The 18,092-nt window shown below is 69.1% G+C and carries 1 protein-coding gene (cut by a window edge); it reads left to right on the top strand.

Features of this window, described 5'->3' with window-relative positions; all coding sequences use genetic code 11:
- Nucleotides 1-18,092 carry the 3' portion of a non-ribosomal peptide synthase/polyketide synthase gene (locus R4P95_RS23865; RefSeq protein ID WP_397517649.1) on the top strand. 11,449 nt of this gene lie to the left of the window's left edge, so only the last 18,092 of its 29,541 coding nucleotides appear in the window; its start codon lies off the left edge, out of view; it ends in the stop codon at nt 18,090-18,092.

The following is an 18,092-nucleotide window of genomic DNA, read 5'->3' as shown; positions in this document are numbered from 1 at the left end:
CGAAGGGTGTGGCGGTGCCGCATGCGGGCATCGTGAATCAGTTGCGGTGGATGCAGGCCGAGTACGGGTTGACCGGTCGGGATGTGGTGTTGCAGAAGACGGCAACGACGTTCGATGTGTCGGTGTGGGGGTATTTCTGGCCGTTGCAGGTCGGTGCCAGGTTGGTGTTGGCGACCGCGGACGGGCATCGGGATCCGGGGTATCTGGCGCAGGTGATCGATGAGCATGGGGTGACGGTCACCGATTTCGTGCCGTCGATGCTCGATGTGTTCGTTGCTGCGGTGCCGGCCGGTTCCTGCCGGAGTCTGCGGCATGTGTTCGCGATCGGTGAGGCGTTGCCGCCGGAGACGGTGGCCCGGTTCCGGGCGGTGACGCCGGCCCGGTTGCATAATTTGTATGGTCCGACCGAGGCTGCGGTGTCGGTGACGTTTTGGGAGTGTGGGGTCGCCGACACGGTGTCGGTGCCGATCGGTGTTCCGGAGTGGAATACGCAGGCGTATGTGCTCGATTCGCGGTTGCATCCGGTGCCGGCGGGGGTGGCGGGGGAGTTGTATCTCGGTGGTGTGCAGTTGGCTCGCGGGTATGTGGGGCGGGCCGATCTGACGTCGGATCGGTTCCTGGCCAATCCGTTCGGGGTGCCGGGTGCGCGGATGTATCGGACGGGGGATCTGGTGCGTCGCCGTCGGGACGGGGTGCTCGAGTATGTGGGGCGCACCGATTTCCAGGTCAAGTTCCGTGGTCAGCGGATCGAGCTGGGGGAGATCGAGTCGGTGTTGCGGGCGTATCCGGCGGTGACCGGTGCGGCGGTGACGGTGTATGCCGACGCGGTGACCGGTGATCATCTGGTGGCGTATGTGACGGCGGAGTCCGCGCTCGAGGTGTCGGTGGTGCGTGCTCATGTGTCGGGGGCGTTGCCGTCGTACATGGTGCCGTCCGCGTTCGTGGTCCTGGACGAGTTCCCGCTCAATACCAGCGGCAAGCTCGACCGGAAAGCGCTTCCGGCACCCGAATTCACCAGTACCGGCACCGAATACACCCCACCGCGTACTCCGGGTGAGCAGCAGGTGGCCGCCGTTTTCGCCGAGGTGCTCCAGGCCGACCGGGTCGGGGCGCACGACAACTTCTTCGACCTCGGCGGCAACTCGTTGTCCGTTACACGGGTGGCGGCGCGGCTCACGGAACTGTCCGGCAACAGACTGTCGGTCCGGGATGTCTTCGACGCCCCCACCGTGGCCGCGTTGGCACTGCGCTTGGCGCAGCCGGTGCCCAGTGGGCCCCGCCCCGCACTGACCGCGGTGACTCGCCCCGACCACATTCCGCTTTCGCTTGCGCAGCAGCGGATGTGGTTCCTCAACCAGTTCGACACCACCTCACCCGCCTACAACCTGCCCTTCGCGGTACGCCTGTCCGGGGTCCTCGACGCGCGGGCGTTGGCGTCCGCGGTCGACGACGTGGTCGCTCGGCACGAAGCCCTCCGCACCGTGTTCCCGGACACCCCGGACGGACCCGCACAGGTGGTGCTCGCGCCAGCCGATGCCGCCGTTACGGTAGAGACCATTGATGCGACCGAGGGCGAACTCGGCGCCCGGATCATCGCCTTCGCCTCGCGGGGATTCGATGTGACGGTGGAGACTCCTGTTCGTGCCCTCCTCGTCCGCACGGGACCCACCGAGCACGTACTTGCCATGTCCCTGCACCACATCGCGGCCGACGGCTGGTCGTTCGGACCGCTCAGCCGCGATGTCGTGACCGCCTACGCGGCGCGCACGGCCGGTGTCGTCCCGCAGTGGGCGTCTTTGGCGGTGCAGTATGCCGACTTCACCCTGTGGCAGCGAGCGGTTCTCGGCACCGACGACGACCCCAGTTCGCTGATGTCGACCCAACTCGCGTACTGGGCGAACACCCTCGCCGGCGCTCCCGATGAACTCCGGCTTCCGTTCGACCGGCCTCGTCCGCCGCAACCCACGTTCGCCGGGGCGACGGTCGCCTTCGAGATCGACCCCGCGGTCCACCGCGGCATCGACCGGTTGGCTCGCCGGGACGGTGCCACCACCTTCATGGTGATGCACGCTGCGTTGGCGCTGCTGCTGGGACGCTTGTCCGCCACCGACGACGTCGTCATCGGAAGTCCGATCGCCGGCCGGGGCGAGCGGGCCCTCGACGACCTCGTCGGGATGTTCGTCAACACCCTCGTCCTGCGGACTGCATTGCGCGGTGGTGACACTTTCCGTGAACATCTCGACCGCGTGCGGGATGCCGACCTCGAGGCGTTCGGTTCGGCGGACGTCCCGTTCGAGAGACTCGTCGACGTCCTCGCCCCCATCCGCACCACCGCCCATCACCCGATCTACCAGGTCGCCCTGTCGATGAGCCCGACGCCCACCGGAACCGTCGATCTGCCGGGACTGCGAGTCGGGGTCGAAGACATCGACCCGGGGGTCGCCAAGATCGACCTTCAGCTGACCTTGGGTGAGAACATCGACGCGGACGGGGCGCCCTGCGGTATCCGCGCGGAATTCCTTTACGCCACCGAACTGTTCGACGCCGACACGGTGCGTGGCTTCGCGCGGCGATTCCAGCAGATCCTCGCCGCAGTCGTCACCGATCCGGACCTCGTCGTCGGCGACGTCGACATTCTCGAAGCGGGCGAGCACGCCGCCCTGACGCCCGCCTCGGGCAGGACGGGTTTCGATCCGGTGCCGTTGCCGCAGTTGCTCACCGCAGCGGTGCGGAGCAACCCGGACGGTGTGGCGGTGACCGGGCCGTCGGTGGCCGGTGTGTGGGCGGCAATGTCATACCGCGAAATGGACGAATCCTCGACACAATTGGCGCGGCTGCTGATCGATCTTCAGGTCGGCCCGGAGGTGACGGTGGCGGTGGCGCTGCCGCGTTCGCTCGAATCGGTGTCGAGCGTCTGGGCGGTGGCCAAAACCGGGGCGGCGTTCGTCCCGGTGGACCCGGGCTATCCGGCCGAGCGGATCGGGCACATGCTCGACGACTGCGGCGCCCCGGTAGGAATCACCACGACGGCGCTGCGGGCGGCGCTGCCCGACCGTGTGGAGTGGATCGTCCTCGACGATGACGAGGTGCAGGCTGCGCTGGCGGGATATCCGTGCCTGCCGGTGACGGATGCGGACCGGGCGGCAGCGCTGTCGGTCGACCATCCGGCGTACGTGATCTACACCTCGGGGTCGACGGGACGACCGAAGGGTGTGGCGGTCACGCATCGCGGACTCGTCAATCTCGTTGCGGACGAGCGTGAGCGGCTGTCCGTGACCCCGCAGTCGCGGACTCTCCATTTCGCGTCCCCCAGTTTCGACGCCTCGGTGTTCGAATGGATGATGGCCATCGGTGCGGGGGCGACGATGGTTGTGGCGCCGCCCACGATCTTCGGTGGTGCGGAACTGGCAGAGTTCCTGGCCGAGCATCGGATCACGCATGCGTTCTGCACACCGGCGGCATTGGCGTCGGTGGATCATCGCGGCCTCGACCACCTCGAGACGGTGGTGGTGGCGGGGGACGTGTGTCCGCCGGAGCTGGTGGCGCGGTGGGCGCCTGGCCGGCGGATGGTCAACGCCTACGGGCCGAGCGAGACCACGATCATGTCCTCGGCGACGTCGCCGTTGGCGGCGGGGGAGCCGGTGACGGTCGGCTCGCCGACCGTGGGGGTGGACGTACTGGTGCTCGACGCGCGGTTGCGTCCGGTGCCGCGGGGGGTGCGGGGCGAGCTGTACGTGTCGGGACCGAGCGTCGCCCGCGGATATGTGGGCCGCGCCGGGCTGACGGCCGAGCGGTTCGTGGCCGATCCGTCGGGATCGGGCGGGCGGATGTACCGCACCGGTGACGTGGTGCGGTGGGTGCGCGACACGGCCGGTACCGATGTTCTGGAATTCCTCGGGCGCAGCGACTTCCAGGTGAAGATTCGCGGGTTCCGCATCGAGCTCGGCGAGATCGACGCCGTGCTGTCGGGGCACGAGGCGGTGGAGTTCGCGCACACCGTCGGGCACGAGGACGGCGCAGGACTGACCCGGCTGGTGTCGTATGTGCTTCCGGCGTCCCGCGCCGTGGTGGATCCCTCGGTGCTGACTGCGTTCGCCGGACGAAGTCTGCCGGGATACATGGTGCCGTCGGCGATCGTCGTTCTCGAGTCGCTGCCGTTGACCCCGGCCGGGAAACTGGACCGCGCCGCGTTGCCCGCACCCGTCTTCACCCGACGGGCCGAATTCGCTGCACCCGAGACCCCGCAGCAGCAGGCCGTCGCCGCGGTGTTCGCCGACGTGGTGGGGGAGCCGTCGATCAGCCTGGACGACAACTTCTTCGACCTCGGCGGTAACTCGCTGTCCGCCACCCAGGTGGTCTCGCGTGTCGGCTCGGCGCTGGGCATCCGCATTGCGGTCCGTACCCTGTTCGACAACCCCACCGTGCGCCTGCTCGCAGCGGCCGCAGAGTCCGGGGCCGTCGTCGACCGCCCCGCTCTGGTAGCGGTGGAGCGGCCGGCGCAGATTCCGTTGTCACCGGCGCAGCAGCGGATGTGGTTCCTCAACCGGTTCGACCCCTCCTCCCCGGCGTACAACATCCCCCTCGCCCTGCGCATGTCCGGGCGAATCGACGTGGCCACCCTGCGGGCGGCGCTCGCCGACGTCCTCGCCCGTCACGAGACCCTCCGCACCGTGTATCCGCCGACCGACGACGGCGCGGAACAGGTCATCGTCGCTGTCGACACGATTCCGCTCGACCTGACCCCGCTGCGGTTGTCGGGTGAAGATCTGACCACCGCCGTCCTGCGGTACGCCTCGACCGGCTTCGACGTCACCGCGGAGCCGCCGCTGCGCGTGCACCTCTTCCGCGAGAGCCGCTCCGAGCACATCCTCCTGTTCGTCGTGCACCACATCTCCGCCGACGGCTGGTCTTTCGTGCCTCTGGCCACGGACGTCATGACGGCCTACGCCTCCCGCGCCGCGGGCCAGCCCCCGGTGTGGGGGCCGCTACCCGTGCAGTATGCGGACTACGCGGTGTGGCAGCGGACTCTGCTGGGGGACGCGGCCGACCCGCAGTCGCTGGCAGCCGGACAGCTCGCGTACTGGACGACGACGCTCGCCGGGCTGCCCGATCACCTGGCGCTGCCGACCGATCGGCCCAGGCCGCCCGTTCCGTCGAACCGAGGCGGCACCGTGCGGTTGTTCCTCGACAGCGACAGCCACCGCGCTCTGCTGGATCTGGCCCGGGCCCACAATGCCAGCCTGTTCATGGCGATCCACACCGGCCTCGCCGCCGTGCTGGCGCGGGTCGGTGCGGGCGCGGACGTCGCCATCGGCACCTCGGTGGCCGGACGCGGCGAGCAGGCGCTCGACGCCCTCGTCGGCATGTTCGTCAACACCCTGGTGTTGCGCACCGAGGTGCGGCCGCATGCGACGGTCGCTGAACTCCTGGGCCAGGTCCGAAGCGTCGATCTGGAGGCGTTCTCCCACGTCGACGTGCCCTTCGAGCAACTGGTCGAGGTGATCAACCCGACCCGATCGACGGCATTCCACCCGCTGTTCCAGGTGGCGCTCGCGCTGCAGAATCTCGAACGCCCGACACTGGAACTGCCGGGACTCGAGGTGTCCGGATTCGACATCGACTCGCCCGTCGCCAAATTCGACCTCAACTTCGTTCTGGCTGCCCGGCACGACGACGACGGCACGCCGGCCGGTCTGGACCTCGAGCTCGGCTACGCGCGGGACCTCTTCGACGAGGAGACGGCCCACCGGATCGGCGCCGCCTTCCTCCGCGTGCTCGCCGAGATGGCCCACAGTCCCCGCACCCGGATCGGCGACCTAGACCTGCTCGGCGACGACCAACGCGTTGCCCTCACCGAATGGTCCCGCGGACCCGCCCGGGAACACCGGCACCGCACGCTCGTCGACATTCTCGAGGAGCAGGCCCGCACCACACCCGAGGCGCCGGCCGTGCTCTGGCGTGATTCGGCACTGACCTACCGCGATTTCGATTCCCGGGTGAACCGGCTCGCCCGCAAGCTCATCGGCGCCGGTGTCGTACCGGATCGCGTTGTCGCGGTGGAAATTCCGCGGTCTCTGGATCTCCTCGTCGCGATTCACGCCGTGATCAGGGCGGGCGGCGCGTACACCCCACTGGACCCGGACCAGCCGGCGCAGCGGAACAACGACATCGTCGAGCAGTCCGGGGCCCGCCTGCTCCTGACCACGAGCGCACTCTCCGACGACGGGGACACCGCACGCCGGTACGGCATCGATGCGATCGTCGTGGACCACCTCGACCCGCACGAGTTCGCCTCGGCGCCGGTCCGTCCGGACGAGCGCATTGCGCCGCTCCGCCCCGACAACATCGCCTACGTCCTCTTCACCTCCGGTTCCACCGGCCGCCCGAAGGGGGTCGCCGTCAGTCATGCGGCGATCAGCGGGCAGCTCGACTGGTTGTGCGCCCACTACGAGATCGGCGGCGGCGACACCCTGCTGCTCAAGACGCCGATCACGTTCGACGTGTCGGTGTGGGAGTGCTTCGCCCCCCTGGCTGCCGGCGCCCGGCTCGTCATCGCCGAACCCGACGGGCATCGCGACCCCGATTACCTCACGGCGGTCATCCGGCAGCACGAAGTCAGCGTCATCCATTTCGTGCCCGCCATGCTCGCGGCCGTGGCCGGTGGACCGGGCCTCGCGGACCTGCCGTCCTTGCGATACGTGCTCGTCGGGGGAGAAGCGGTGTCCCCGGAAGCCGTCGACGATTTCCGGGCCGCGCACCCGGCGGAGATCGACAACACGTACGGCCCCACCGAGGCGGCGGTGACCACCACCTCTTTCGCCGCCCGGTCCGACAACGGCGACACGGTGCCGATCGGTTCGCCCGTGTGGAACACCAGCACACTCGTTCTCGACGAGCGTCTGCGTCCGGTGCCCATCGGTGTGCCGGGTGAGCTGTATCTCGGCGGGGCGCAGCTTGCGCGCGGGTACCTCGGACGCCCCGACCTGACTGCCGATCGCTTTGTCGCCGATCCCTATTCGGCGGCCGGGGAGCGGCTGTATCGCACCGGCGATCTGGTTTGCTGGAACCGGGAAGGCCGGCTCGAGTACCTCGGACGCACCGACTTCCAGGTGAAGGTGCGCGGTTTCCGCATCGAACTGGCCGAGGTGGTGTCCACTCTGCTGCGCCACGAGGACGTGCTTCAGGCCGTCGTGGTGTCGCACAGCGACCCGCACACCGGCGATCACCTCGTCGGATACGTGGTGCCTCGCGTCGGGATCGACCTGGACGTCGACGCGGTCCGCGACCACGCCGCCGGGGCGCTGCCGTCGTACATGGTTCCGTCGCTGCTGATTCCGCTGACCACGCTGCCGCTGACCCCCAACGGCAAGGTGGACCGGAACGCTCTGCCCGCACCGGTGTTCGCGGTGGCCGCCGACTACACGGCTCCACGAACGGAGACCGAACGGCTCGTCGCCGACATCGTCGCCGACCTACTGGGTGTGCCGCGCGTCGGGGTGCACGACAACTTCTTCGCACTGGGCGGCAACTCGTTGTCCGCTACGAAGCTCAGTACCCGCCTGGGCGCGGCGACCGGAACGCGAATCGCCATCCGCGACGTGTTCGACGCCGCCACGGTGGAGGCGCTGGCCCGCCGGGTCGCGGCGCAGGTGCCCTCGGGTGCCACCGCGCCGTTGACCGCAACGGAACGCCCGGCCCGCATCCCGCTGTCCCTGGCACAGCAGCGGATGTGGTTCCTCAACCAGTTCGACACGTCCTCACCCGCGTACAACCTGCCCGCGGCAGTGCGGTTGAGCGGGGCGCTGGACACGGCGGCGCTCGCGGCGGCGATCGACGACCTGATCGCCCGCCACGAGTCGCTGCGCACCGTGTTCCCCGATTCGCCGGCCGGGCCGCATCAGGTGATCCTCGAACCCGGCGACGTCGTCCACGACCTCACCCCGGTGGCCGTGACCGACACCGGCCTGCGCGACGATCTCGCGGAGTTCGTGCTCACCGGCTTCGACGTGTCCCACGCGGTGCCGGTGCGAGTGCGGGTGTATTCGCTCGGCGCCTCCGAACACGTCCTCGCGCTCGTCGTGCACCACATCTCCGCCGACGGCGCCTCGATGGACCCGCTGATCCGGGATGTGATGACGGCGTACGCGAGCCGCGCCGCCGGATCGGAACCCCTGTGGGCACCCCTGCCCGTGCAGTATGCCGACTACGCGTTGTGGCAGCGACAAATGCTCGGCGATGATTCGGACCCGGGGAGCCTCGCCGCCGAACAGGTGCGTTACTGGACCCGTGCGCTGGACAATGTGCCCGACCAGCTGTTCCTGCCCCGCGACCGGGCCCGGCCCGCGGTTCCGTCGCATCGCGGTGCTGCCGTGCGTTTCTCACTGTCCCCGGACACCCATCGCGCACTGGCAGGGCTGGCCCGGGCTCACGGCGCGAGTCTGTTCATGGTGGCGCACGCCGCCCTCGCGGTACTGCTGAGCCGAGTCAGCACCACCTACGACATCCAGGTCGGCACCGCTGTCGCCGGGCGCGGTCGCCGGGAACTCGACGACATCATCGGCATGTTCGTCAACACTCTCGTTCTGCGCACCGAGCTCGACCCCGCGGCTTCGTTCGTGTCGCTACTCGGGCAGGTACGTGACGTCGACCTGGAGGCGTTCGCGCACGCGGACTTGCCGTTCGAGCGTCTGGTCGAGGTACTGAGCCCCGTCCGCTCCACGTCCCATCACCCGCTGTTCCAGGTGGCGCTGGGCGTTCAGACCCCGTCCGTGGACCGGCTCGAGCTCGACGGCGTCACCGCCTCGCCGCTGTCGGTCGACGTGGACATCGCCAAGTTCGACCTGCACTTCACCCTCGTCGAACGGGTCGACGGCTCTACGGAGCCCGCCGGCATCGACGGCGAACTGGTGTATGCCACAGACATTTTCGATGCCGATACCGCGGCGGAATACACGCTGCGGCTGCAGCGGATCTTCGAGTCCGTCGTTGCCGATCCGCAGCGCGCTGTCGGGGACATCCCCGTACTCGGAAACGACGAATACGAGGCGCTGACGCCGGTTCGGGGCGCCGACGCCCGCCCGGTGCAGATGCTCACCGAGATTCTCGCGGATGCGGTGGCCGCCGCTCCGGACGAACCCGCGGTCGTCTTCGACGGCCGAAGCATGTCGTACCGCGATCTGGACGAACGGTCGAACCAGCTGGCCCGGCTTCTGGTCGATCGGGGGGTAGGACCCGAAACGCGGGTGGCGCTGGCACTGCCGCGCTCGTCCGAATCGGTGATGGCCGTCTGGGCGGTGGCGAAGTCCGGTGCCGCCTTCGTGCCGGTCGATCCCCGCTACCCCGAGGACCGGATTCGGCACATGGTGCAGGACTCGGAGGCGATGGTCGGCATCACCGTGTCCGCGGAACGCCCCCTCCTCCCGGATTCGATCCGGTGGCTGTTGCTCGACGACACGGCGCTCGAGCAGCGCTGCACCCACGAATCACGGCTGCCCCTCACCAATCGGGACCGCATGCGGCCGATCCTGCCCGACCAGGTGGCGTACGTGATCTACACCTCCGGGTCCACCGGCCGCCCCAAAGGGGTCGCGGTGACCCACCGTGGCCTGGTGAACCTGGTGACCGACGAACGCGAGCTTCTCACGGTGACGTCCCGGTCCCGCGTCCTGCACTTCGCGTCCCCGAGCTTCGACGCCTCGGTGTTCGAGATGTTGATGGCGCTGAGCGCCGGCGCCGCCCTGGTGGTCGCGCCGCCGACCATCTACGGCGGCTCCGAACTCGCGGAGCTTCTCGCCGCGGAACACGTCACCCACGCGTTCTCCACGCCCGCGGCCCTCGCCTCCGTCGACCATCACGGGCTCGACGACCTCGCTGTCGTGGTGGTGGCCGGCGACGTGTGCCCGCCGGAGTTGGTGGCCCGCTGGGCTCCCGGGCGTCGCATGATCAACGCATACGGGCCGAGTGAGGCGACGATCATGTCGTCGATCACCGAACCGCTCCGGGCGGGCGCACCGGTCACGATCGGCGGGCCCAGTCGCGGCGTGCAGGCACTCGTGCTCGACGGGCGGCTGCGTCCGGTGCCGGTGGGCGTGCCCGGCGAGCTGTATGTCAGCGGGCCGAGCCTGGCCCGCGGCTATCTCGGCCGCCCCGGTCTCACCGCCGAACGGTTCGTGGCCGACCCCTTCGGCGAACCCGGGGCACTGATGTACCGCACCGGCGACCTCGTCCGGTGGCGCGAGGATCGGGTTCTCGACTTCGTCGGCCGTACCGACCACCAGGTGAAAATTCGGGGCTTCCGAATCGAACTCGGTGAGATCGACGCCGCGCTGACCGCGCACCCGCAGCTCGAGTACGCCACCACGATCGGTCACCAGCATCCCAACGGGGACACTTCCCTCGTCGCGTACGTGCTGCCGTTCAGCGGCGAGGACGTCGACCGGGTGGAGGTGGCGAAGTTCATCGGCGCAACCCTGCCGGGGTACATGATTCCGTCGTCGATCACGATCCTCGACGCCCTACCGCTCACCCCCGCCGGCAAACTGGACCGCGCCGCACTGCCCGAGCCGGTGTTCGCCGCCGCGGACCGCCCCTTCGAGGAGCCCCGCAACCCGCTCGAAGTGATCGTCGCGGGTGTCTTCGCGGAGGTCCTGGCGCTGCCGGAAGTGGGAATCCACGACGGATTCTTCGACCTCGGCGGCAACTCCCTGCTGGCCACGCAGGTGGTGTCGCGGATCAACGCCGCTCTCGACGTGCACGTCGGCGTCCGCGAAATCTTCGAAGCGCCGACGGTCGCGGCGCTCGCGGCCCGTCTCACCGAGTCCGCCCGCCACGGTGTGCGCCGCCCGCCGCTCGTCGCCGGGCCCCGCCCCGAGCACATTCCGCTGTCACTCGCCCAGCAGCGAATGTGGTTCATCAACCAGTTCGACACGGCGTCGCCCGCCTACAACCTGCCGATCGCACTGCGGTTGACGGGGGAGTTCGACCTCCCCGCGATGCGCGCCGCTGTCGCCGACCTGGTCGGCCGGCACGAATCGCTGCGCACCCTCTACCCCGACTCGGACTCCGGTCCACATCAGGTTGTCGTCGACGCCGCGGGCGCGGTACCCGATCTGACCCCGATTTCCGAGCATCCCGACGACGTCCTCGAGCGGGTAATCGACTTCGTGACGACCGGATTCGACGTCACCGCGGAGGTGCCGCTGCGCGCCCGCATCTACCGCGTCGCCGCCGAGGACCACGTCCTGGTCATGGTGGCTCATCACATCTCCGGTGACGGATGGTCGCTGGCACCGCTCGCGCGGGACGTCATGCTGGCCTACACCGCACGGGCCGAGGGGCACGCGCCGCAGTGGTCGCCGTTGCCGGTGCAGTACGCCGACTACAGTCTGTGGCAACGGGAACTGCTCGGTGACGAGACCGACCCCGAATCTCTTGCCAACGAACAGATTACGTACTGGAAGTCCGCGCTGGCGGGGATACCGGACCGGCTCTCGCTGCCGACCGACCGCCCCCGGCCCGCGGTGGCGTCGAACCGCGGCGCGCACGTCACGTTCACGATCGATGCCGACACCCACACCGCGCTGCTCGCGGTGGCGCGCCGTCAGAACGCCTCGCTGTTCATGGTCATGCACACCGCCCTCACGGTGCTGCTGGCGCGGTTGAGCAACGACACCGACATCGCGGTGGGCGCTCCCGTCGCCGGGCGCGGTGACCAGTTTCTCGACGAGCTGGTCGGGATGTTCGTCAACACACTGGTGCTGCGCACCTCGGTCGAGCTGGGTGGTTCGTTCGCCGACAATCTCGCTGCCGCGCGAGCAACGGACCTCGGCGCCTTCGCGCACTCCGACATTCCGTTCGAACGGCTCGTCGAGGTGCTGAACCCCGCCCGCTCCCGGGCGCACCACCCGCTGTTCCAGGTGGCGTTCTCGTTCCAGAACCTCGCTCGGACCGCCCTCGAACTCCCCGGACTGCACGTCGAGGGCCTGGACGTACCCAGTGCCGTCTCCAACTTCGATCTGCACCTGACGTTGTCGGAAAGCTACGACCACGATCGGAACCCGGACGTGATCGAGGCGCAGTTCACCTATGCCACCGACCTGTTCGACGAGTCGACGGTGCAGTCCTTCGCGGACCGGTTCCTGCGGATTCTGGGATCGGTCGCCGCGGATGCCGATGTCGTGGTCGGTGGTATCGACCTCCTCGACGGCGCGGAGAAGGTGCGAATCCTCGGTGGATTCAACGACACCGCCGCTGAACTGCCGGCCGCCACACTGGTCGACCTGTTCTCCGCGCAGGTGACGCGCACCCCCGACGCGGTCGCGCTGTCGTTCGACGGCGTCGACGTCACCTATGCGGAATTCGACCGCCGCGTCGGCGTGCTCGCCCGGCACCTCGCCGACCGTGGGGTGGGCCCGGAATCGGTGGTGGGGCTGGCGATGAACCGGTCCATCGAACTTCTGGTCGGAATGTACGCCATCCTGCGCGCCGGTGGTGCCTACCTGCCGATCGACCTCACCCACCCCGCGGACCGCCTCGCCTACGTTCTCGACGTCGCGGCACCGGTCTGCGTTCTCACGACGTCCTCGGACGGTTTCGTCGCCGACGGCGTGCCCACCATCGAAATCGACGGGTCCTTCCTCGACACGCCGATCCCGGGAGCGCCGTTCGACGCGCCGAACCTCGCGGCGCCGCGACCCGAGAACACCGCCTACCTCATCTTCACCTCCGGCTCCACCGGCCGACCCAAGGGTGTCGCAGTACCCCATGCCGCCATCGTGAACCAACTGCTGTGGAAACAGCACCAGTACCCCCTCGACACCGCCGACGCCGTGGTCCAGAAGACACCGGTCACCTTCGACCTCTCGGTGTGGGAACTGTTCTGGCCGCTCGTCTCGGGGGCGCGATTGGTGATCGCCCGACCGGACGGCCACCGTGATCCGGCGTACCTGGCCGAACTCATGCGCGAACAACAGGTCACCGCAGCGCATTTCGTGCCATCCCTGCTCGAGGCGTTCCTCGCGACACCGGGTGCGGCGCAGCAGCCTGCCCTGCGCCGTGTGCTGTGCATCGGCGAGGCCCTGCCCCCCGACCTCGCCGCCCGCTCCCGCAGCGCGTTCGGATCGGCCGTTGCACTGCACAACCTGTACGGGCCGACCGAGGCCGCGGTGTCGGTCACCTCCTGGCAGCACACCGTCGACGACCGCGACAGCGTTCCCGTCGGCACCCCCGCCTGGAACACGCAGGCGTTCGTGCTGGATGGGCGCCTGCAGCCGGTTCCGCTCGGGGTAGCCGGCGAGCTGTATCTCGCCGGTGACCAGCTGGCCCGCGGGTATGTCGCCCGGCCCGATCTCACCGCGGAGCGTTTCGTCGCCAACCCGTTCGGCGCGCCAGGCTCCCGGTTGTACCGGACCGGTGACGTGGTTCGCTGGCGCCTGCGCGGGACCGAGGGCGTGCTCGACTACCTCGAGCGTTCCGACTTCCAGGTGAAGGTGCGCGGATTCCGGATCGAACTCGGCGAGATCGAGTCGGCGCTGAGCGGGTGCCCCGGCGTGCAGCAGGCCGTCGTCGTCGCGCATCAGGATCCGACGACCGGAACGGCTCTGGTCGCATACGCGGTGCCCGAGGATGGCGCCACCCTCGTCGTCGCAGACGTGCTGGCGGACGCGGCCCGTCGAGTGCCGGGGTACATGGTGCCCGCAGCGCTCGTCGTCCTGGACGCCCTGCCCCTGACCGCCAACGGAAAACTCGACCGCAAGGCGCTGCCAGTACCGGAGTTCGGGACCGCGCACGACGAGTACCGGGCCCCGGAAACGGATATGGAGGCCGCGGTCGCCGCGGCATTCGGGGACGTGCTCGGGGTCGAACGCGTCGGCGCCGACGCGAGCTTCTTCGAACTCGGCGGCAACTCGCTGGTCGCCACCCGGGTGGTGGCGCGGCTGTCCGAAACCCTGGGACGCCGGGTAGAGATCCGCACGCTGTTCGAGGCCCCGACGGTGGCCGGCCTCGCTGCGCTGCTCGAGTCGACGGAGAACGCCGACGCCGACCGTCCGCGCCTCGCACCGGCCGAACGCCCCGCACGCATCCCGCTGTCGTCGGCGCAGCGCCGGATGTGGTTCCTCAACCGGCTCGACCCGGACTCGGCCGCCGACAACATTCCGGTGGCGGTGCGCCTGTCCGGGTCCCTCGATGTCGACGCGCTGCAACACGCGGTCACCGACGTCGTCGGTCGCCACGAGTCGCTGCGGACGGTGTATCCGGATTCCCCGGAGGGGCCGCACCAGATGATCCTCCCCGTCGACCGGGTCGGGGGTGAACTGTCCGTGGTCAGCGCCGAGGAACCGGAGCTGGCCGGGCTGATCGCCGCAGTGGCCACGACCGGGTTCGACGTCACCGCCGAGGTCCCGTTGCGAGTGCGGATCTTCCGGTTGTCCGACACCGAGCATGTGCTGGCGCTCGTCGTGCACCACATCTCCGGCGACGGTTGGTCGATGGCACCGATGGTGCGGGACGTGATGACTGCGTACGCGGCCCGCTCGGCAGGTGCCGCACCGCAGTGGTCGCCGCTGCCGGTGCAGTACGCGGATTACGCGTTGTGGCAGCGGGATCTGCTCGGCGACGAATCGGATCCGACCTCGCTGGCGGCGCAGCAATTGGCGTTCTGGACCCGCACCCTGGCGGGCGCCCCCGACCAGCTGAATCTGCCCACCGACCGGCCACGTCCGGCTGTGTCGTCGTACCGGGGTCGGAGCATCGACTTCCTCGTTCCGGCCGCCCTGCACCACGGCCTCCACCGGACGGCGCGGGACGCGAACGCCACCCTGTTCATGGTGGTGCATTCGGCCCTCGCGGTGCTGCTGAGCCGGCTCGCCGGGACGAGCGACATCGCGATCGGCACCCCGGTCGCCGGCCGCGGCGAGCGCGCACTCGACGACCTGATCGGCATGTTCGTCAACACCCTGGTTTTGCGACAGCAGGTCGACAGCGCACGCACCTTCGCCGACTTCGTGGCAGACGTCCGCGACACCGACCTGGCCGCATTCGCCCACGCGGATGTCCCCTTCGAGCGTCTCGTCGAAGTGATCAATCCCGCGCGGTCCACCGGGCGGCACCCGCTGTTCCAGGTGATGCTCACCTTCCAGAACCTGGACCAGGCAACCCTCGAGCTGGGGGAGCTGGCGGTGAGCGGTGTCGACGTCGACGTCGCCCTGGCCAAGTTCGATCTGCAGCTGACGCTGACGGAACGCTTCGACGCCGACGGCCGCGCGGACGGGATCACCGCCCGGCTCACCTACGCCTCCGATCTCTTCGACGAATCGACCGTGCACGTCTTCGGTGAGCGCTTCCTGCAAGTGCTGGCCTCCGCCGTCGACGATCCGGGTGTTCCGGTCGGCGACATCGACGTCCTCGGCGCCGGTGAACGGAAGCAGATCGTCGGCACCAACGCGACGTCGCACGACGTCCTGGCGGGAACGTTGCCGTCGCTCTTCGGTGCGCAGGTCGCCGCCACCCCGGACCGAACCGCCCTGGTCTTCGACGGGGAGGAATTGACGTACGCCGAGTTCGACGCGCGCGCGAACGCGCTCGCGCGCCGACTGATCGAGCAGGGGGTGGGCCCCGAATCGGTGGTCGCAGTGGCCATGCGCCGCTCCCTCGAACTGCTGGTGTCGATCTACGCCGTCGGAAAGGCCGGCGGCGCATACCTTCCCGTCGACCCCGATCACCCGGCCGAACGCACGGCCTCGGTCCTCGAGACGGCGGCACCGGTGTGTGTGCTCGTCGACGGTGAGACCGTGGACACCGCGGTGCCGGTCATCGACATCGCCGCCGAGGATTTCACCGGATACAGCCGGGTCGCCGTCACCGACCGGGAACGGCTGGCGCCGCTGTCGTCGGCGAACACCGCGTACGTCATCTTCACGTCAGGATCGACCGGCCGGCCCAAGGGCGTCGCCGTCACCCACGGTGCGATCGTGAACCGGCTGCTCTGGATGCAGCACGAATACGGACTCACCGCCGAAGACGTCGTTCTGCAGAAGACACCGGTCACATTCGACGTGTCGGTGTGGGAATTGTTCTGGCCGCTGCAGGTGGGCGCCGGCCTGGTGATCGCCGCACCCGACGGGCACCGCGATCCGCGGTATCTGTCCAGGCTCGTCCGGGAACGGCAGGTGACGACCATTCACTTCGTGCCGTCGATGCTCTCCGTCTTCCTCGCCGAACCCTCTGCCGCCCAGTGTGAGTCGCTACGGTTGGTGTTCTGTTCGGGTGAGGCTCTCACCCCGGAGCAGGTGCAGCGGTTCCGGTCGGTCAGTGGGGCGGACCTGCACAATCTGTACGGCCCCACGGAGGCGGCCGTCGACGTAACCTACTGGGCCACAAGTGCCGCCGACCTCCACGCGGTGCCCATCGGGCGTCCGGTGTGGAACACCCAGCTCCACGTCCTCGATGCGCGGTTGCATCCGGTGCCCAACGGTGTGGTGGGGGAGTTGTACCTGGCTGGAGACCAGCTGGCGCGCGGCTATCTCCGGCGGCCGGACCTGTCGGCGGACCGCTTCGTCGCCAACCCCTACACGCCGGGGGCTCGCATGTACCGGACCGGTGACCTCGCGCGACGCCGGGGTGATGGAGCGCTGGAGTATCTGGGCCGCAGCGACTTCCAGGTGAAGCTGCGCGGCCAGCGCATCGAACTCGGCGAAATCGAAACAGCCCTCGAAGCGCATCCGGATGTCAGCCAGGCGGTGGTGGTCGTGCACCGCGACTCCCGTGGGGACGAGGCACTGATCGCGTACCTGGTGCGAGGGCACTCACCGAATTCACCCGACGTGCGCGCCCACCTGTCCGCGCGGCTCCCGTCGTACATGATCCCGGCGCACGTCGTCGAGCTCGGCGCCCTCCCGCTGTCGGCGAACGGCAAACTCGACCGCGCCGCGCTGCCCGAACCGGAGCTGTCCTCGGCTGCCGTCGAATACGCGGCGCCTCGCACCGCGGCCGAGAAAATGGTTGCCCGTGTCTTCGAGGAAGTGCTCGGCCTGGAACGGGTGGGCCGCACGGACAACTTCTTCGATCTGGGCGGCAACTCGCTGATCGCGACCCGTGTCGCCTCCGCACTCGCCGATGAACTGGCAATCGACTTTCCGCTTCAGTGGATGTTCACCGACCCCACGCCGCAGTCGTTGGGGGAGCGGATCGCGAAGTCGACGGCGGACGGCGTCCTCGACACCGGTGCGTCGCTCGACGTCCTCCTGCCGATCCGCACCCGCGGAGCGGCGGAACCGCTGTTCTGCGTCCACCCCTTCATCGGGCTCGCGTGGAGTTACGCCGGGTTGAGTGGGCACCTGACCCAGGATCGGCCGATCTACGGGCTGCAGTCCCCGGCACTCACCGAGGACGAGGCGCCGCTCGCGTCGATCACCGAGTTCGCCGCGCGGTATGTGCGCGAGATCCGCTCAATTCAGCCCCACGGCCCTTATCACCTGCTCGGATGGTCCCTCGGTGGGGTGATCGCCCAGGAAATGGCCGTACAGCTGCAGGAGGCGGGCGAGAGCGTCCGACTTCTCGGGCTGCTCGACAGTTACGTCGGGCTCGATCGCAGTGCGAGCGCCGAGAACCCCGCTACCGTGGCGGACCTCTTGGGCGGTTTCGGTCTCGAACTGCCCACGACGGGCGGATTCGACGAGCTCGCGCCGGACGGCATATTCGACGCAGAGCGAGCTGCAGCGCTCCTCGGCGCGATCGGGGGACCGCTGGCGAGCCTCACCGCGCCGCAACTCGCCCGTATTTACGCAAACGCGCAGCGGGCGCCGGAGCTGATCGATCGGCACCAGCCGCGGATGTTCGACGGCGACCTCGTATTCTTCACCGCTGCCCTGGACGACGGATTCCACGTCGATCCGGTGACGTGCTGGAATCCGCACGTCGGCGGCGACATTCACGAGCACCCCGTCGACGCGACGCACTGGACGATGACGACGCCGGAGGCGCTCTCGGTGATCGGGCCGCGCCTCGCGACACCCGGTCCAGTGCGTGATGCCATCAGCGGACCCGATGGCAGCGACCCCGACGACAGCGAGGAACGGCAGCCGTCCGTCCGCTAG

This window comes from Rhodococcus sp. IEGM 27 (assembly GCF_033142305.1).
Taxonomy (GTDB): domain Bacteria; phylum Actinomycetota; class Actinomycetes; order Mycobacteriales; family Mycobacteriaceae; genus Rhodococcus_F; species Rhodococcus_F oxybenzonivorans.
This window is presented reverse-complemented; position numbering and strand designations above follow the sequence as displayed.